The organism is Bifidobacterium choloepi, assembly GCF_010667615.1.
GTDB classification, from domain to species: domain Bacteria; phylum Actinomycetota; class Actinomycetes; order Actinomycetales; family Bifidobacteriaceae; genus Bifidobacterium; species Bifidobacterium choloepi.
On sequence record NZ_VYSG01000001.1, the window covers coordinates 788,655 to 806,241 of the forward strand.

Consider the following 17,587-nt stretch of genomic DNA (forward strand, 5'->3'; position numbering starts at 1 on the left):
CGGAGGAATCGTGCGAATCGTGGGACCCCTGGCCGACCACCCCGCCAACCGCACTCAAGCCAGCCTCCCGGCATGCGAATTGTGGGAACTCCCGCCAACCGCCCCACCGACCGCACGCAACCCAGCCTGTTTACGTGTGAATAGCGGGAAACTTCCCCGCACATCCCTCCGACCGCACGCAAACTGCCCTATTTGCGTGCGAAAAACAGGAATCTCCGCCAACCGTCCCACCGACCGCACGCAAAAGGGCGGGGCGAACGCTCCTGCTGGAACGTTCGCCCCGCCCTTCGAGCGTGCGGAGGAGACTACTTGGACGATTCGTCCTTCGCGGCCCGCTCCTCGAGCTTCTCGGCCTCGGCGATCGAGTGTTCGGTGGCCTCGTCCGACTTGACCTCGGCCTTGACCTCGTCGGCCTCGGCCTTCTCGATGTCGCGATCCTCGGTCTTCTCGGCCTTGTTTTCGGCCTTCTCGTCGGCCTTGACAACCTTCTCAGCCGCCTTCTCGCCGGACTTCTCGGCCTTCTTGAGCGCCTTGCGCTCGGCCTTCAGCGCCTTGCGCTCGGCCTTCTCCGACTTGGAGGCGTGCAGGTCGCCGCCCTCGACGTGGTCGGTGTTCTCGAACAGGAAGCCGGCGTACTGGAACTGCTCGGTCTGGGCCTTCGCCTGGCGCAGCGTGTCCAGGCCGACGCCGGCGATGATCAGGATCGTCGTGCCGCCGAACGGCAGCTGCGTGTTCAGGCTCAGCGCCATGATCAGGACCGTCGGCAGCAGCGCGACGAACAGCAGGTAGACGGCGCCGACCGTGTTCAGGCGGTTGATGACGTACTTGAGGTAGCGCGACGTCGACTTGCCGGCGCGGATGCCCGGAATGAAGCCGCCGTACTGCTTCATGTTGTCCGCCGTCTCGTCCGGATTGAACGTGATCTCGGTGTAGAAGAAGCAGAAGAAGACGATCATCAGCGCATAGAGCACGATGTACCACACCGACGTCGTGTTGCCGAGGTTGTTGTTGATCCAGGTGACCCACGACTGGTCGCTGTTGCCGAACTGGGCGATCAGCGTCGGGATGGCGAGGATCGAGGAAGCGAAGATCGGCGGGATGACGCCCGACATGTTGACCTTGAGCGGCAGGTAGGTGGAGGAGCCGCCGTACATCTTGCGGCCGATCATGCGACGCGTGTACTGCACCGGGATGCGGCGCTGCGCGAGCTCGACGTAGACGACGAAGATCATGATGACGACGAGCACGCCGGTGACGATGCCGAACGACGTCCAGTCGCCGTCGGTGCCGTTGGTGCCCCAGCCGATCTCCCACAGCTGCGGCAGGAAGCCGGAGCAGATGGACAGGAAGATGAGGATGGACATGCCCTGGCCGATGCCCTTGTCGGTGATGAGCTCGGCCATCCACATGATCAGGCCGGTGCCGCCGGTCATGACGAGGACCATGACGATGAGGTTCCAGACGGAGCCGTCCGGGATGACCTGGGAGCACTGGTAGTTGAACAGCGCGCCGGAGCGGGCGGTGACGATGATCGTCGTGGACTGCAGCAGCGCGAGGCCGATGGTCAGGTAACGCGTGTACTGCGTCAGCTTGGCCTCGCCGGACTGGCCCTCCTTGTGCAGGGCCTCGAAGCGCGGGATGACGACACGCAGCAACTGGACGACGATCGACGCCGTGATGTACGGCATGACGCCCAGTGCAAAGATCGACAGCTGCAGCATGGCGCCGCCGGAGAAGAGATTCACGAGGCCGATGAAGTTCTCGGCATTGTTGGTCGTGTTTGCCACACAGTCATGCACGACGGTCTCGTCGACACCTGGCGTCGGGATGAACGATCCAATGCGGTAGATGATCACCATGCCAAGGACGAAGAGAATCTTGTTTCTCAGCTCCTTGGTGCGAAAGGCCTGGATTAGTGTCCTCACCTTGTGTTCCCTCCAGTCGTAGCTGTGCGGCAATGCACACGAATAACACACTCTAGCGGTCGAGTTTAACGTACCGTCCCTACGTTTGTCAGACGGCCCGCCGACTTCTTGGATAATTCGCCACAACTCGGCGACATCGGCCCGGGGGTCGAGAACAGTGCCGCTTGCCGTCGCCGATGACAACCTTTGCATTGTTCGGTTTTCCCGGGTCCGGCTAATTTCACGCTCCCTAGATTACACACCTTCGCCGCGAATATTGCAAACGAGGTCATGTTGGGAACGATTCCTCCGTATCTCGGTCTTCCCTCTGCTCTCGTCTCTTCCTTCTTCCCTCTTTTCCCCGGGGACCCTCTGCCGTGGCACTTCCGTGGCGCTTCCATGGCACTTCGATGACATGAACAAAAAAGAGGGAGGGTGTTCCAGTCGATGCTGGAACACCCTCCCTGTCAGGCACGATCAGGCGTGCCGGAGGTCATGTCCGGGAACGGACCGGGCCGTCGGGCCCGGATCGCTCAGTCCTCGGAGATGGAGCCGCCGGCGGCCTCGATCTTGGACTTCGCGGAAGCGGAAGCCTTGACGCCCTTGATGTTGAAGGCGACCGAGGTCTCGCCGTCGCCGAGCACCTTGACGGGCTCGTTGGCGCGGACGGCGCCCTTGGCGACCAGGTCGGCGACGGTGATGTCGCCACCCTGCGGGAACAGCTCCACGAGAGCGGAGATGTTCACGACCTGGTATTCCTTCTTGAACGGGGCCTTGAAGCCACGCAGCTTCGGCAGGCGCATGTACAGCGGCAGCTGGCCACCCTCGAAGCCAGGACGGACCTGGTAGCGCTTCTTGGTGCCCTTGTCGCCACGGCCCGAGGTCTTGCCCTTGGAGCCTTCGCCACGGCCGACGCGGGTCTTCGCCTTCTTGGCGCCCGGAGCCGGCTTGAGGTCATGCATCTGCAGGATCGTGGTCTCTTCTTCGTTTGCCATGATCAGTCGACCTCCTCGACGGTAACCAGGTGACGCACGACATCGATCATGCCGCGGACAGCCTTGGTATCTTCACGCACAGTGCTCTGGCCGATCTTGCGAAGGGCGAGGGACTGGACGGTCGCGCGCTGCTTCGGGTTTGCGCCGCAAACGCCGTGCACGAGCGTAATCTTGAGCTTTGCCATCTATCACTCACCATCCTTAGCGGCCTTGGCGGCAGCCTCTTCGCGAGCCTTGGCGGCGTCGGCAATGCCTTCGGCGCGGGCGCGGAGCAGGGCGTCGGGGGTGACTTCCTGCAGGCTGAGGTCACGACGGGCAGCGATCTCCTCCGGGGATTCGAGCTGCTTGAGGGCGTCGACGGTGGCACGCACGACGTTGACCGCGGTGGTGGAGCCCATCGACTTGGTCAGGACGTCGGTGATGCCGGCGCACTCCATGACGGCGCGGACCGCGGAACCGGCGATAACACCGGTACCCGGGGCGGCCGGGCGGAGCAGCACGGTGCCGGCGTGATCGTGACCGGTCACCGGGTGGGTGACGGTGCCACGGATGCGCGGAACGGTGAACATGTGCTTCTTGGCGTCGAGCTGGCCCTTGGCGATAGCGGCCGGGACCTCGCGGGACTTGCCGTAGCCGACACCCACGGTGCCGTTGCCGTCGCCGACCACCACGAGGGCGGCGAAGCTGAACGTACGGCCACCCTTATGGGTCTTGGACACGCGGTTGATCGTCACCACGCGGTCGAGCAGCTCGTCGCCGCCCTTCTCTTCGCGACGGTTGCGACGCTCACCGCGACGGCCTTCGCCACGCTGGCCACGACGGGACTTGCGCTCATCGTTGTTGGACTCAGCGGTTGCCTGAGTGTTCTCAGTTTCTTCAGCCACTTGGGTTTCCTTTTCGTTGTCGCTCACAGTGCCAGACCTCCCTCGCGGGCGCCGTCGGCAACAGCTGCGACGCGGCCATGGTACTTGTTGCCGCCACGGTCGAAGACGACGGCGGTGATGCCGGCATCCAGGGCCTTCTTGGCGATCATTTCGCCGACCTTGTGCGCGGCTTCCGTCTTGGTGCCCTCGAAGCCCTTGAAGTCGTTCATCAGCGTGGACTCGGAGACCAGGGTGATGCCCTTGGTGTCATCCACGATCTGGGCGACCATGTGGCGGTTGGAACGGGTGACCACCAGACGCGGGAGCTCCGGGGTGCCCGAGATGCGCTTGCGGATACGAGCGTGGCGACGCTTCAGCGCGACCTTCTTGCCTTTACCGAGAATCTTGACGCTCATATCACTTACCAGCCTTTCCAGCCTTGCGGCGGATCGTCTCGTCCGAGTACTTGATGCCCTTGCCCTTGTAGGGTTCCGGAGCACGAAGCTTGCGGATGTTGGCGGCAGCCTGGCCGACGGCCTGCTTGTCGATGCCCTTGACGATCACCTGGTTCGGGTTCGGCAGCTCGAAGGTGATGCCCTCCGGCGGCTCGACGGTGATGGTGTGGGAGTAGCCGAGCGAGAACTCGATGCCCTTGCCCTTCATCTGCGCACGGTAACCGGTGCCGATGATGTCCAGGGTCTTCGAGTAGCCCTCGGAAACGCCCTTGACGATCGAAGCGGCGAGAGCGCGGGCCAGACCGTGCTTGGCACGGATGTCACGCGAATCGTCCTTCGGGGTCAGGATGATCTCGTTGCCTTCGACGGAGGCCGTGATGCCCTCCGGGATGACGAAGGAGTCGGTGCCCTTCGGGCCCTTGGCCGAGAAGTCCTGGCCGTTGATGGTGATCTCCACGCCTGCCGGGATGACGACAGGGAGCTTGCCAATATGCGATGCCATAGTAGTTCAGCTCTCCTTTCTCACCACACGAAGGCGACGACTTCGCCACCAATGCCCCGGTCGAGGCATTCCTTCTGAGTCATCAGTCCCGACGAGGTCGAGATGATGGCGATTCCCAGGCCACCGAGCGGCATCGGCAGTGCGTCGGACTTCGCGTAGCGGCGAAGGCCCGGCTTGGACACGCGCTTGATGCCCTGGATGGAACGCTCGCCGTGCTTGCCGTACTTGAGCGTGATCTCAAGAGTCTGGCCAACCTTGGCTTCCTTGGCGCTGAAATCGGCGATGTAGCCTTCGCGCTTCAGGATCTCGGCGATGTTCGCCTTGAACTTGGAGTACGGCATATCCACGGTTTCGTGCTTGGCCGCGCTCGCATTACGCAGACGCGTAAGCATGTCTGCGATCGGATCTGTCATTGTCATTATGGGCTAACGCCCTTTCTCGCCGCGGTTTCCGCCGCCCTGCCCTACTGGACAGAGCCGCGGACCTTCAGCGTCGATATTTACCAACTGGACTTAGTAACGCCTGGCAGTTCGCCGCGGTGCGCCTTCTCGCGAAGGCAGATACGGCACAGACCGAACTTGCGATAGACGGAGTGGGGGCGGCCGCAGACCTGGCAACGCGTGTACGCGCGCACCTTGAACTTCGGCTTGCGGTTCGCCTTGACCTTAAGACAAGTCTTTGCCATTTCAGTTCTCCTTGAACGGGAAGCCGAGGTGCTTCAGGAGCGCATAGGCTTCCTTGTCATCCTTGGTGCTGGTCACGACGGTGATGTCCATGCCGCGGGTGTGATCGATCGAATCCGGATCGATCTCGTGGAACATGGACTGCTCGGTCAGGCCGAAGTTGTAGTTGCCCTGGCCGTCGAACTGGTGGCCGTTGATGCCGCGGAAATCGCGGATGCGCGGCAGAGCCAGCGTCAGGAGGCGGTCGAGGAATTCCCACATGCGGTCGCCACGCAGCGTGACGTACGCACCGATGGCCTGGCCCTCGCGCAGGTGGAACTGGGCGACGGACTTCTTGGCCTTCGTGACCTTCGGCTTCTGGCCGGTGATCGCGGTCAGGTCGCGGACGGCGCCTTCGATGAGCTTGGAGTCGCGGGCGGCGGCACCAACACCCATGGAGACGACGACCTTCTGGACGCGAGCGACCTGCATCGGGTTGTCGTGCTTGAATTCCTTCTCAAGCTCCGGGACGATGACGTCGGTGTACTGGGTCTTGAGGCGCGGAGTCTGGGGCGCTTCGACAGTGGTATCCGTCATGCGAGCTCCTTTCCGGACTTCTTGGCCACGCGCACGCGCACGGTCTTCACCTTGCCGTCGCGGGCTTCTTCCTTAACGACCACGCCCACGCGCGTCGGCTTGCCGGTCTCCGGGTCAACGAGCATCACGTTGGAGCGATGGATCGGAGCCTCGACGGAGACGATGCCGGACTGCTGGCCCTGCTGGGTGGCGCGGACATGCTTCTTGACGATCTGCACGCCCTCGACGATCAGGCGATCGTCCTTGAGCACGCGGAGGACCTTGCCCTCCTTGCCGCGGTCCTTGCCGCGGATGACCACGACCTGGTCGCCGCTCTTGATCTTGGCTACCATAATCAGATCACCTCCGGGGCGAGGGACACGATCCTCATGAAGCGCTTGCCGCGCAGCTCACGACCAACCGGTCCGAAAATACGAGTGCCCTTCGGTTCACGGCCGGAGCCGAGAATGACGGCGGCGTTCTCGTCGAACTTGATATAGGAGCCGTCCTCGCGACGGTGCTCCTTGACGGTGCGGACGACGACGGCCTTGACCACGTCGCCCTTCTTGACCGACCCGCCAGGGATGGCATCCTTGACGGAGGCGACGATCACGTCGCCAATGCCGGCATAGCGTCGCTTCGATCCGCCGAGCACTCGGATGCAGAGGAGTTCCTTCGCACCCGTGTTGTCGGCGACATGAAGCCGCGTTTCCTGCTGAATCATTGATTCTCCTTAGCCGAGCTGGTTCTCCCCAGGCACCCGCCTTTGTCGGGGAGAATCGTTCCAAATACAGTATTTAAACGATTCTCCCCGACAAAGGAGGGTGACAAGCGGAGCCTTGCCGAACTTGTTTACTTAGCGCGCTCGATGATGCTATCGAGACGCCAACGCTTGGTCTTGCTCAGTGGACGAGTCTCCATGATGCTCACGAGGTCGCCAACGTGCGCTTCGTTGTTCTCGTCATGGGCCTTGACCGTGCGGGTGGTACGGACGACCTTGCCGTAGAGCGGGTGGGTCGTACGCAGTTCGAGTTCGACGGAAATCGTCTTGTCCATCTTGTCGGACACGACGTAACCGCGACGAACCTTGCGGAAATTACGCTCTTCAGCCATTACTTCTCCTCAGCTTTCGTGTCGGTTGCCTCGGGTTCCTGGCTGATGCCGAGCTCGCGCTCGCGCAGGACAGTATACATCCTGGCAATGTCGTGCTTGACGGCCTTGAGGCGAGCCGTGTTGTCGAGCTGACCGGTCGCGTGCTGGAAGCGCAGGTTGAACAGCTCTTCCTTCGACTTCTTGAGGAACTCCTCAATCTCGGCGTTGGTCTTCTCGTTCAGATTCTTGATGCTGTATTCTGCAGTACCGACTGCCATCAGATGTCACCGCCTTCACGAGCAATAACACGGCACTTCATCGGAAGCTTGTCGATGGCGCGGCGCAGAGCCTCGCGAGCGACGTCCTCAGAAACGCCACCGATCTCGAACATCACGCGACCGGGGTGAACGTTGGCGATCCAGAATTCCGGAGCGCCCTTACCGGAACCCATTCGGGCACCGAGCGGGTGCTTGGTGAGCGGACGATCCGGGAAGATCGTGATCCACACACGGCCACCACGCTTGATGTAACGGGTCATTGCAATACGAGCAGCCTCGATCTGGCGGTTGGTGACGTAGGCCGGAGCCAGCGCCTGGATACCGAACTCGCCGAACGCGATCTCGTTGCCGCCCTTGGACATGCCGTGGCGGTCCGGGCGATGCTGCTTACGATATTTGGTCCTCTTTGGGATAAGCATTTCTCAGCTCACTCCTTCGTTTCCGTTGCAGCCGGAGCTTCAGCGGCGGCGGCTTCGGCCTTCGGGGCCTCGGTCGCGGCGTTCTGCTGACGCTGGGCACCGCGGTTGCCACGACGCTGGCGGCGATCGCCGCGGCGGCCGTTGCGACCGTTGTTGCCCTGCTGGGCCTGCTGCTCTTCGAACTCACGCTCGGTCATGTCGCCCTTGTAGATCCAGACCTTGACGCCAATGCGACCGTAGGTCGTCTTGGCCTCGAAGAAGCCGTAATCGATGAGGGCGCGGAGGGTCTGCAGCGGAACGCGGCCCTCGCGGTAGAACTCGGAACGGCTCATTTCCGCACCGCCGAGGCGGCCGGAGAGCTTGATGCGGATACCCTTCGCACCGGCGCGCATGGCGTCCTGCTGGGCCTTGCGCATGGCGCGACGGAAGGTCACGCGGTTCGTCAGCTGCTCGGCGATGCCCTGGGCGACCAGCTGGGCGTCCAGCGCCGGGTTCTTCACTTCGAAGATGTTGAGCTGGACCTGCTTGCCGGTGAGCTTCTCGAGCTTGGCGCGGACACGCTCGGCCTCGGCGCCGCGGCGGCCGATCACAATGCCCGGGCGGGCAGTGTGGATGTCGACCTTGACGCGGTCACGGGTGCGCTCGATGACGATGCGGGACACGCCCGCACGCTCGAGGTCCTTGTTCATGGCCTTGCGGATGGCGTCGTCTTCGAGGACGAAGTCACGGTAGCGTTCGCCGACCTTGTTGGAGTCCGAGAACCACTTGGAACGGTGGCCTTCGGTGATGCCCAGGCGATAGCCAAAGGGATTAATCTTCTGACCCATCTTTAGCGGGCTCCTTCCTTGCTGGCGACGACGACCGTGATGTGAGCCGTGCGCTTGTTGATGCGAGCGGCGCGGCCCTGGGCGCGGGCGCGGAAACGCTTGAGCGTCACGCCTTCGTCCACGTAGGTCTCCTTGACGTACAGGTCGTTCTCGCGGAACGGCTCGCCGGCCTTCTCGGCCTTGACGCGCGCGTTGGCGATGGCGCTCTGGAGAACCTTGAGCACCGGGGTGCTGGCGTCCTGCGGAGCGAACTTCAGGATGGTGATGGCTTCGGTCGCCTGCTTGCCTCGGATGAGGTCGACCATGCGGCGAGCCTTGCGCGGCGTCACGCGGACGTGACGAGCAATTGCCTTAGCTTCCATGTGTCTTTACTCTCCTACCTTTAGCGGCGCGACTTCTTGTCGTCCTTGACGTGACCCTTGAAGGTCTTCGTCGGGGCGAACTCACCGAGCTTGTGGCCGACCATCGACTCGGTCACGAAGACCGGGACGTGCTTGCGACCATCGTGAACAGCGAAGGTGTGTCCGATGAAATCAGGGGTGATCATCGAACGGCGCGACCACGTCTTGATGACGTTGTGCGTGCCCTTCTCGTTCTGCTCGTCGACTTTCTTCTGCAGGTGGGCGTCGACGAAGGGGCCCTTCTTGATGCTACGAGTCATCTATTCGACACTCCCTTACTTGCGGTTCTTGCCATTCGGACGACGACGAACAATCATCTTGTTCGAAGCCTTCTTCGGACGACGAGTACGAACCTCGCCCTTGCCCCACGGAGAGACCGGCGGCTTGCCACCGCGGGTACGACCGCCGTGCGGGTGATCGACAGGGTTCATGGACTCGCCGCGGGTGATCGGGCGCTTGCCCATCCAGCGGGCGCGGCCAGCCTTGCCGAGCTGGATGTTGGCGTGGTCGGAGTTGCCGACCTCGCCGATCGTGGCGCGGCACTCGGCGAGCACGTTGCGGATTTCGCCGGACGGCATGCGCAGCTGGGCGTAGGCGCCATCCTTGGCGACGAGCTGGACGGCGGCACCGGCCGAGCGGGCGATCTTCGCGCCGCCGAGCGGGCGGAGCTCGATCGCGTGGACGATCGTACCGGTCGGGATGTTCTTCAGCGGCAGGTTGTTGCCCGGCTTGATGTCGGCCTGCGCACCGGTCTCGATGCGGTCGCCCTGCTTGATGCCTTCCGGAGCGATGATGTAGCGCTTCTCGCCGTCGGCGTAGTGCAGGAGGGCGATGCGGGCGGAGCGGTTCGGATCGTACTCGATCTGAGCCACGGTCGCGGGCACGCCGTCCTTGTCCCAGCGACGGAAGTCGATGAGACGGTACTGACGCTTGTGGCCGCCACCGCGGTGACGGGACGTCATGCGACCGTACGAGTTGCGGCCGCCAGTCTTGCTGAGCTTGCGAACCAGCGACTTCTCAGGAGTCGAGCGCGTCAGATCGGAGAAATCCGAGACGGACGCGTTGCGACGGCCCGGAGTCGTCGGCTTATAAACGCGGATAGCCATAATCTAGTTCTTCCTTTAACTTTTCTCGGCTAACCTTCAGTTACCGAAGATGTCGATCGACTGACCCTCTGCCACGGTCACGATGGCGCGCTTTTCGTTGACGCGCTGGCCGTAACCGGTGCGGGTGCGCTGGCGCTTGCCGGCGCGGTTGAGGGTGTTGACGTTCGTCACCTTGACCTTGAAGATCTCCTCAATAGCCTGCTTGATCTGGACCTTGTTGGCGGTCGGAGCCACCACGAAGGTGTACTGGCCCATGTCGGACAGGGCGTAGCTCTTCTCGGAAACAACCGGCTTGAGGATGATGTCGTGTGCGGGCTTGTGGATTGCGACCATTGAAATCAGGCCTCCTTAACTGCCGGCTCGACCTTGGCTTCCAGGAAGGCTTCGTAGCCCTCCTTGGAGAACACCACGTACTGGGCGGTCACCACGTCGTAGGTGTTGAGCTGGTCAGCGAAAATCGGATGAACGGTCGGGATGTTGCGCACCGACAGCCATTCGTCGATGTTGTCGCGGGACAGCACGACGGTGGTGAACTTGTCGCCGGTGATCGGGGACAGCGCGGCAATCGCGGCCTTCGTCGACGGCTTGTCGACCTTGAAGTCGACGACGGCAACGCGGCCGTTGTTGGCGCGGTCGGACAGGACGTAGCGCAGGGCCGCGGCCTTCATCTTCTTCGGGGTGCGCTGCGAGTAGTCGCGCGGGGTCGGACCGAAGACGACGCCGCCGTGGTACCACTGCGGAGCGCGGATGGAGCCCTGGCGGGCACGGCCGGTGCCCTTCTGCTTCCACGGCTTGCGGCCGCCGCCGGAGACCTTGGCGCGGTTCTTGACCGCGTGGGTGCCCTGGCGAGCAGCGGCGAGCTGCGCGATGACGACCTGGTGGATCAGCGGGACGTGAGCCTGGACCTCTTCGGCGGAGAAGCCGAAGACCTCGGCCGGAGCCTCGACGGTGCCGGCGGCCTGTCCCTGGTTATCGGTGACGTTCAGAGTAACGTTTGCCATTTAAATCAGGCTCCCTTCACTGCCGAACGGACGAGAACGATGCCGTTCTTCGGGCCCGGGACAGCGCCCTTGACCGCGATGATGCCGTTCTCAACGTCCGAAGACACGATGGTCAGGTTCAGCACGGTGTTGGTGTCGTGACCCATGCGGCCAGCCATGCGCTTGCCCTTGAGGATGCGGGACGGCGTGGCGCATGCGCCAACCGAACCCGGACGACGTTCGTTCTTGTGCGAACCGTGCGTACGGCGATAGGACTTGAAGCCCCAGCGCTTGATGGTGCCGGCGAAGCCCTTGCCCTTGGTGGTGCCGGTCACGTCGACCTGGGCGCCTTCCGGGAAGAGTTCCGCGGTCAGTTCCTGACCCGGCTGGTAGTTCTCGACGTCGTCCGTGCGGACCTCGGCGAGGTGACGGCGCGGCGTGACGCCGGCCTTGGCGAAGTGACCGGCCATCGGCTTGGTGATCTTCGTCGGGTCGACCTGGCCATAGCCGAGCTGGACGGCCTTGTAGCCATCGGATTCCTCGGTCTTGACGGCGGTGACGACGTTGGTGGAAACGTCGATCAGCGTGACGGGAACGAAGAAGCCGTTCTCGTCCCACACCTGCGACATGCCGAGCTTCTTGCCCAGCAGCGCGTTGCGATTAGCTTTCTGAGACATGCGGTTCCCTCCTCCCTTACAGCTTGATCTCGATGTTGACATCTGCGGGCAGATCAATGTGCATCAGGGAGTCCACGGCCTTCGGGGTCGGGTCCACAATGTCAATGAGGCGCTTGTGCGTGCGCATCTCGAAATGCTCGCGAGAATCCTTGTACTTGTGAGGAGAACGGATCACGCAGTAAACGTTCTTCTCGGTCGGGAGCGGAACCGGGCCAACCACAGTTGCACCCGCGTTCGTCACCGTTTCGACGATCTTCTTCGCCGATTGGTCGATGACCTCATGGTCATAGGACTTAAGCCTGATGCGGATTTTCTGTCCCGCCATTGCCTTCCGCCCTTTCTAGCGATTCGTGTTCTACTTGACTAACCTGCTCAAGGGCACCGGCGAACAAGCCACTACAGGGCGTACACCGCCCCGGGGCCATCCACATCAGTGCGTAACCATGCAAAAAGCCGCTGACGCGGCTCCTTGTGTTACGCTCGCTTTTTTGATTCCAATTTGCGAGCCTTAAACAGGCAACTGTCTTATTTAAGCATCACCCCGAGATTCTATTCACTCCGGGCGTGTCGTTCTCGAAGCCCCCGTCGCCTCCTCGTTTTCGGCCCTCCAGTCGTGACGAATCATCATGATTCCGTCAGAAACGACAGTTGGTCACGATTCTCGCGGAAGAATCGTGACCAACTGACAATGCCTCGCCGGCAACGACGAATCGTCACGCAGCTCAATAGAGACTGCAGACGATCATGAAGAAGCCGACGACGGCGGTCACCGCCTCGGCGATGCCGGCGGCCTTCGGCGGCCAGCGGCGGGCAAGGGATATCGGCGGCAGGATCGTCGCCTTCAGGGCGAGCAGGCAGCCGAGAATGCCGAGCGTCAGGTTCGTCTCGAAGCCGGCGAACGCGACGAGTATGCACCATGTGATCGACGCGGCGTAGTAGGCGCGGCTGCCGCGGTTGCGGATCATCGTCTTGACGAACAGCACCGACGCGAACTGCAACGCCACGAAGGCCAGCGCGCACGTCACCGCCGTCTGCTCGAGCGAGTACGGCGGCCACCACGTGTGCAGGCCCGGCCGCCGGTCGAGCGCCGGTTGGAAGATCTCGAGAATGCCGGCGGAATACGAATAGATGACCGGCACCATCGAGCACGACGCGAGCACGGCGGCGGCGTTCGCCCACAGGCTGCGTTCGCGGCGCAGGTACGCGCCGAGCATGCTGACGGCGACGAGCAGCACAAACCACGGCGCCCAGCGCAGGATGCCCGGATGCAGCACGACGAACGGCAGCCCCGCCAGCGCGAGCACGATGACGTAGCTCAGCATCGGCGCGAGGTAGGTCGGGCGGAAATGCGACTTGAACCAGCGCGCGGCGGTGAACTGCACGCAGTAGCACAGCGCCCACAGGCAGAACAGCCAGAACGCGTTCCAGCCGACCCTCCCGAGCACGACTCCCGCCAGCGCCGGCGACATCGCCATCACCCAGCCGCCCGGCTGGTTCGACCGCCACAGCCGCCAGTTCACCGGATGACGACGGCCGCCGGCGCGTCTGTCATGCGTGCGGTCAACCGGCACCGGTGCCGCCGGTGCGGCCGATACCGCTGGCGCGGCCTGTTTTTCGCGCGCGCGGCCGGCTACCGCCGACTGCTTCCGGCTTGCCGCCGTCGCGTCCAGCTGCCGCGACGCGACGGCCATCTGCTCGTCGTGGCGCCGGCGCTCGTCGGCGCGGCGCTGCGCGCGGATCGTCGCCGCCTGCGACGCCACCCTCTTCCTGCGGCGGTTTCTCTTCGCCGACTTGCTACTTCCCATGCGCCCCAGCGTAGGAAAGCGCCGGGAAAATTTCCAGCCTCGCCGCCGAATCCCTCCCACTCGCCCACTTCTTCGGCACGATTCCTCCGTCTTGGCGGGGATGCCGGTCTCGGGCGCTTTCCCCGGCCAGCAACCATTCCTCTTTGCTTTCGTGACGCGAACAGGCAAAGACAGCACCTATATATAAAGGTGCCATGCGGAATACCGCACGATCATCCTCACAAGAGCCCCTTTCCGGCAAGCCAATCCAGGACCCAGCCAGGTCACGCAAAGCCAGGCTGCCACTTTTTGGTATCAAAAAGTGTATTCGCGTGCCACTTTTTGATACCAAAAAGTGGCACGCACGGGAGGCGGGACCATGAAAACGCAGGATTGACGCCAGGCTCGAGCAATGGGCCGACGAGGATGTTGCCCGGCGTGGGGCAATCGCCGGTTTCATCGAGAACGTGTCAACCAACTCACGCACAAGGGGGCCTGAGCGTGAGGCTCCTGTCATTTTTACGGTCGAACTGGCGGGAGCCTCACGCCAAACGTGAGACCCCTGCCACTTTCACGGCCAAACTGGCGAAAGCCCCACGCCAACCAGCCGCAGGCGTGGGGTTCTCGCCACCTTCGCGGCCACACTGGCAGCGGCCTCACGCCAGCAGCCCGCAAGCATGAGGCTGTCACCACTTTCACGGCCACACTGGCAGGAGCCCCACGCTTGCAGGCAATAAGCGTGAGGTTCCCGCCAATTCCGCGACCGTATTGGCAGCTGCCTCACGATAGCGGAACAGGAGAAGCCCCCAGACGACGATGAGGGCGGGTTCCGATCGGCATATGTTGCATATGTTGGTCGGAACCCGCCCTCATCATCGCGAAAGGACGGCCGGTCGGTCAGACTGTCAAGCCGGTCAGGCCGGCAAGCCGGTCAGGCCGGCAAACCGGTAAGACTGGCACGCCGGTCAGCCGGCACGCCGCGCGGCGCAATCAGAGGCGCTCGGAGGCTTCCTCGACGGCGGCGACGCCCTGGCGCTCGACGCGCAGCTTGTGGCCCTCCTCCTGGGAGACGCCGTAGTAGGCGGCGATCGCGATGTCCTTCATGTCCTCGATCTGCGGGATGCGCGGGTTCGCCGGGGAGCACTGGTCCTCGTAGGCGCGCATGCCGATCTGGTCGAGGATGCTCCAGAAGTAGTCCTCGTCGACGCCGCATTCCTGGAAGGACTTGTTCATGCCCAGCTTGTTGTCGCGGTAGTCGGCCACGGCGTCGGCCAGGTTGTTGACGGTCTCCTCGACGGTCTTGCCCTGCTTGACGCCGAGGATCTTGGCGATCTCGGCGTAGCGCTCCGGCGCGATGTACTTCGAGTACTTCGGCCAGCTCGTCGGCTCTTCCGGCACCTGGCCGTTGTAGCGGATGACGTACGGCAGCAGGATCGAGTTCGTGCGGCCGTGGGCGATGTGGCACAGCGCGCCGATCGTGTGGGCCATCGAGTGGCACATGCCGAGGAAGGCGGAGCCGAAGGCCATGCCGGACATCGTGGCGGCATTGTGCATCTTTTCCTGGGCCTTCTTCTTCGATTCGCCCGGCTCGGCGTTGACCGACTCGGCGAGGTTGTCCCAGATCAGCTTCGCGGCGTGGAACGCCATGCCGTCGGTGAAGTCGTTGGCATAGACGGAGACCAGGGCCTCGAACGAGTGGGTCAGCGCGTCGAAGCCGGCGTCGGACGCGAGGCGGCGCGGCTGCGTGCGGGCCAGGACCGGGTCGACGATCGCGACGGACGGCGTCAGCGCGTAGTCGGTGATCGGGTACTTGTAGCCGGTCTTGTGGTCGGTGATGACGGCGTACGGCGTCACTTCCGAACCGGTGCCCGACGAGGTCGGGATGCACACGAGCTTGGCCTTCTGGCCCAGCGGCGGGATCTTGAACGCGCGCTTGCGGATATCGAAGAACTTCTCGCGCACGTCGGAGAACGAGATTTCCGGGTGCTCGTAGAGCAGCCACATGATCTTCGCGGCGTCCATCGGCGAGCCGCCGCCGACGGCGATAATCGTGTCCGGCTGGAATTCCTCGCGCATCATCTCGGCGCCGCGCTCGACGGTCTCGACGCTCGGCTCCGGCTCGACGTAGTCGACAATGCGGAACGTGACGCGGTTGGAACGGGCGCGCAGCTGGTCGATGATCTTGTCGACGATGCCGAGCTGCTCCATGACCTTGTCGCAGACGATGACGGCACGCTCGATGCCGTACATGTCGCGCAGGTACTTGATCGCGTTCGGCTCGAAGTACGTCTTGGCCGGGATCTTGAACCACTGCATGTTGTTGTTCCTCCGAGCGATGCGCTTGATGTTGAGCAGGTTGATGGCCTGGACGTTGCCGGAGACCGAGTTGCCGCCGTAGGAGCCGCAGCCCAGCGTCAGCGACGGGGCGATCGAGTTGTAGATGTCGCCGATGCCGCCAAGCGAGCTCGGGGAGTTCCAGATGATGCGGCAGGCGTGCATGCGCAGGCCGTACTCGCGCACGAGGTCCTCGTTGTTCGAGTGGATGGCGGCGGTGTGGCCGGCGCCGTGCTTGAGCATTTCCTCGCACATCTCGAAGCCCTGCTCCTTGTCGGAGAACTTCAGGACGGCCTGGACCGGGGACAGCTTCTCCATCGTCAGCGGTTCCATCTCGCCGACCTCGGCGCACTCGGCGGCGAGGATGGTCGCGTCCTCCGGGATTTCGAAGCCGGCGGCGTGCGCGATGAACTGCGGGGACTTGCCCGGGACGACCGAGTTGAGCTTCGGCGTCTCGCCCGAGTAGGCGGTGCAGCCGAACATGTACTGCTCGAGCAGCGCCTTCTCCTCCGGGTTGACGAAGTAGGCCTTGCGACGCTTGAGTTCCTTGACCAGCGGGTCGTAGATGTCCTTGTCGGCGATGATGGCCTGCTCGGTGGCGCAGATCATGCCGTAGTCGAAGTGCTTCGACAGGATGAGGTCGTTGGCCACGCGCTGGACATCGACATTGGTGTCGATGTAGGCCGGGGCGTTGCCGGCGCCGACGCCGAGGGCCGGCTTGCCGGACGAGTAGGCGGCGGAGACCATGCCCGGGCCGCCGGTGGCGAGGATCGTCGCGACGCCGGGGTGCTTCATCAGCGCGCCGGTCGCCTCGATCGACGGGTGCTCGATCCACTGGATGCAGTTCTCCGGGGCGCCGGCCTCGATCGCGGCGTCGCGCACGATCCGCGCGGCGGCGACGGACGACTTCTGGGCGCCCGGGTGGAAGCCGAAGACGATCGGACAGCGGGTCTTCAGCGCGATCAGCGACTTGAAGATGGCCGTCGACGTCGGGTTGGTGACCGGGGTCACGCCGGCGACGACGCCGACCGGCTCGGCGACTTCGTCGATGCCGAGGACATCGTCGGAGTTGATGATGCCGACGGTCTTCTTGCCGGCCATGTAGTTCGTGACATGCTCGCAGGCGAAGATGTTCTTCGTCGCCTTGTCCTCGACCAGGCCGCGGCCCGTTTCCTCGACGGCCATCTTGGCCAGCACGAGGTGCTTGTTCAGGGCGGCGATGGAAGCCTTGGCCACGATGCGGTCGACGGTCTCCTGGTCGAGCTTCTCGAACTCGTCGAGCGCCTTGAGGGCACGGCCGACGAGCTCGTCGACCTCGGCCTGTGCGGCCGCCTGCTTCTCCTCGGCGGTCGGCTTGACGGCGGCGGCGGTTTCGGCAGCCTTCTGCTGCTCCTCGACGCGCTCGTCCTTCTTTGCTTCTGCCATTAATCCTCCTCGATAACCCGGCCACGCTCGCCGGACATCAATCGTCTGCCGCCTGACATGAGCGGCCGGTTGGTGGTTGTCAACCCGCGAGACCCTACAGCGCCGTGGGTGACCTAGTTCACAAATCTAGCGAACCGGGGCCAACTTTTTCCAGCCTCGGCCGTGTCGCGGCGGTTTGTGAGTTTCTGTTTGTTTCATGTTTGCAACCGTTCTTCTTTTGAAAATATTTCCGAACGATTCGCCCCATTTGAAACATTTTGTTCGGTTTTAAGCCGTACCGCACAACACGATTTTGTCCACCATATTC

The 17,587-nt window shown here is 63.2% G+C and carries 23 protein-coding genes and 1 pseudogene; all 24 read right to left on the reverse strand.

The features are described 5' to 3' along the window. Nucleotides 1–593: 593 nt before the first annotated feature. Nucleotides 594–1,925: pseudogene (gene secY / locus F6S87_RS03210) on the reverse strand (preprotein translocase subunit SecY); the annotation flags it as partial. A gap of 512 nt (nt 1,926–2,437) precedes the next feature. After that, nucleotides 2,438–2,899, reverse strand: a complete 462-nt coding sequence (gene rplO, locus F6S87_RS03215) for a 50S ribosomal protein L15 (protein ID WP_163227184.1) — start codon at nt 2,897–2,899, stop codon at nt 2,438–2,440. A 2-nt stretch (nt 2,900–2,901) separates the two neighbouring features. Next, a complete protein-coding gene (gene rpmD / locus F6S87_RS03220) occupies nt 2,902–3,084 on the reverse strand; it encodes a 50S ribosomal protein L30 (protein WP_163227185.1) in 183 nt (60 codons plus the stop codon). 3 nt (nt 3,085–3,087) lie between these two features. Continuing rightward, complete coding sequence (gene rpsE / locus F6S87_RS03225; RefSeq protein ID WP_163227186.1) at nt 3,088–3,810, reverse strand: 30S ribosomal protein S5; 723 nt, start codon at nt 3,808–3,810, stop codon at nt 3,088–3,090. Continuing rightward, nucleotides 3,807–4,178, reverse strand: coding sequence for a 50S ribosomal protein L18 (gene rplR / locus F6S87_RS03230; protein WP_163227187.1), 372 nt, complete (start codon nt 4,176–4,178; stop codon nt 3,807–3,809). The genes rpsE and rplR overlap by 4 nt, the downstream gene beginning before the upstream one ends. A 1-nt stretch (nt 4,179) precedes the next feature. After that, complete coding sequence (gene rplF / locus F6S87_RS03235; RefSeq protein ID WP_163227188.1) at nt 4,180–4,719, reverse strand: 50S ribosomal protein L6; 540 nt, start codon at nt 4,717–4,719, stop codon at nt 4,180–4,182. A 20-nt stretch (nt 4,720–4,739) separates the two neighbouring features. Beyond that, nucleotides 4,740–5,138 carry a 30S ribosomal protein S8 gene (gene rpsH / locus F6S87_RS03240; RefSeq protein ID WP_163227189.1) on the reverse strand — a complete coding sequence of 133 codons (399 nt, stop codon included), beginning with the start codon at nt 5,136–5,138 and terminating at the stop codon, nt 4,740–4,742. A gap of 80 nt (nt 5,139–5,218) precedes the next feature. After that, the gene (locus F6S87_RS03245; RefSeq protein WP_163227190.1) at nt 5,219–5,404 is read right to left on the reverse strand and encodes a type Z 30S ribosomal protein S14; all 186 of its coding nucleotides are present in this window, start codon (nt 5,402–5,404) and stop codon (nt 5,219–5,221) included. Between the two features lies 1 nt (nt 5,405). Then, a complete protein-coding gene (gene rplE / locus F6S87_RS03250; protein WP_163227191.1) occupies nt 5,406–5,978 on the reverse strand; it encodes a 50S ribosomal protein L5 in 573 nt (190 codons plus the stop codon). After that, nucleotides 5,975–6,310 carry a 50S ribosomal protein L24 gene (rplX, locus tag F6S87_RS03255; protein ID WP_163227192.1) on the reverse strand — a complete coding sequence of 112 codons (336 nt, stop codon included), beginning with the start codon at nt 6,308–6,310 and terminating at the stop codon, nt 5,975–5,977. Before rplX ends, rplE begins: the two co-directional genes overlap by 4 nt. Before the next feature lie 2 nt (nt 6,311–6,312). Beyond that, a complete protein-coding gene (gene rplN / locus F6S87_RS03260) occupies nt 6,313–6,681 on the reverse strand; it encodes a 50S ribosomal protein L14 (RefSeq protein ID WP_163227193.1) in 369 nt (122 codons plus the stop codon). Nucleotides 6,682–6,809: 128 nt separating this feature from the next. Continuing rightward, entirely contained in the window at nt 6,810–7,070 is a 261-nt protein-coding gene (rpsQ, locus tag F6S87_RS03265) for a 30S ribosomal protein S17 (protein WP_163227194.1), read from the reverse strand. After that, nucleotides 7,070–7,327, reverse strand: a complete 258-nt coding sequence (gene rpmC / locus F6S87_RS03270; RefSeq protein ID WP_163227195.1) for a 50S ribosomal protein L29 — start codon at nt 7,325–7,327, stop codon at nt 7,070–7,072. The genes rpsQ and rpmC overlap by 1 nt, the downstream gene beginning before the upstream one ends. Then, a complete protein-coding gene (gene rplP, locus F6S87_RS03275; RefSeq protein WP_163227196.1) occupies nt 7,327–7,746 on the reverse strand; it encodes a 50S ribosomal protein L16 in 420 nt (139 codons plus the stop codon). The genes rpmC and rplP overlap by 1 nt, the downstream gene beginning before the upstream one ends. Nucleotides 7,747–7,754: 8 nt before the next feature. Beyond that, nucleotides 7,755–8,573 (reverse strand): 30S ribosomal protein S3, encoded by an 819-nt coding sequence (rpsC, locus tag F6S87_RS03280; RefSeq protein WP_163227197.1) that lies wholly within the window; start codon nt 8,571–8,573, stop codon nt 7,755–7,757. Between the two features lie 2 nt (nt 8,574–8,575). Next, on the reverse strand, nt 8,576–8,935 hold the full coding sequence (gene rplV, locus F6S87_RS03285) for a 50S ribosomal protein L22 (RefSeq protein WP_163227198.1): 360 nt from the start codon (nt 8,933–8,935) through the stop codon (nt 8,576–8,578). A 20-nt stretch (nt 8,936–8,955) separates the two neighbouring features. Then, nucleotides 8,956–9,234: a 30S ribosomal protein S19 gene (gene rpsS, locus F6S87_RS03290; RefSeq protein WP_022860087.1), complete on the reverse strand. Its 279-nt coding sequence runs from the start codon at nt 9,232–9,234 to the stop codon at nt 8,956–8,958. Nucleotides 9,235–9,249: 15 nt separating this feature from the next. After that, nucleotides 9,250–10,080, reverse strand: a complete 831-nt coding sequence (rplB, locus tag F6S87_RS03295) for a 50S ribosomal protein L2 (RefSeq protein ID WP_163227199.1) — start codon at nt 10,078–10,080, stop codon at nt 9,250–9,252. 36 nt (nt 10,081–10,116) lie between these two features. Further along, the gene (rplW, locus tag F6S87_RS03300; RefSeq protein WP_163227200.1) at nt 10,117–10,413 is read right to left on the reverse strand and encodes a 50S ribosomal protein L23; all 297 of its coding nucleotides are present in this window, start codon (nt 10,411–10,413) and stop codon (nt 10,117–10,119) included. A gap of 5 nt (nt 10,414–10,418) precedes the next feature. Then, nucleotides 10,419–11,081 carry a 50S ribosomal protein L4 gene (rplD, locus tag F6S87_RS03305; RefSeq protein WP_163227201.1) on the reverse strand — a complete coding sequence of 221 codons (663 nt, stop codon included), beginning with the start codon at nt 11,079–11,081 and terminating at the stop codon, nt 10,419–10,421. A 5-nt stretch (nt 11,082–11,086) separates the two neighbouring features. Continuing rightward, complete coding sequence (rplC, locus tag F6S87_RS03310; RefSeq protein WP_163227202.1) at nt 11,087–11,737, reverse strand: 50S ribosomal protein L3; 651 nt, start codon at nt 11,735–11,737, stop codon at nt 11,087–11,089. A gap of 16 nt (nt 11,738–11,753) precedes the next feature. After that, nucleotides 11,754–12,062 (reverse strand): 30S ribosomal protein S10, encoded by a 309-nt coding sequence (gene rpsJ, locus F6S87_RS03315; protein ID WP_004268570.1) that lies wholly within the window; start codon nt 12,060–12,062, stop codon nt 11,754–11,756. Nucleotides 12,063–12,459: 397 nt separating this feature from the next. Then, complete coding sequence (locus tag F6S87_RS03320; protein ID WP_163227203.1) at nt 12,460–13,542, reverse strand: YwiC-like family protein; 1,083 nt, start codon at nt 13,540–13,542, stop codon at nt 12,460–12,462. 969 nt (nt 13,543–14,511) lie between these two features. Further along, a complete protein-coding gene (adhE, locus tag F6S87_RS03325) occupies nt 14,512–17,280 on the reverse strand; it encodes a bifunctional acetaldehyde-CoA/alcohol dehydrogenase (protein WP_163227204.1) in 2,769 nt (922 codons plus the stop codon). Nucleotides 17,281–17,587 lie beyond the last annotated feature (307 nt).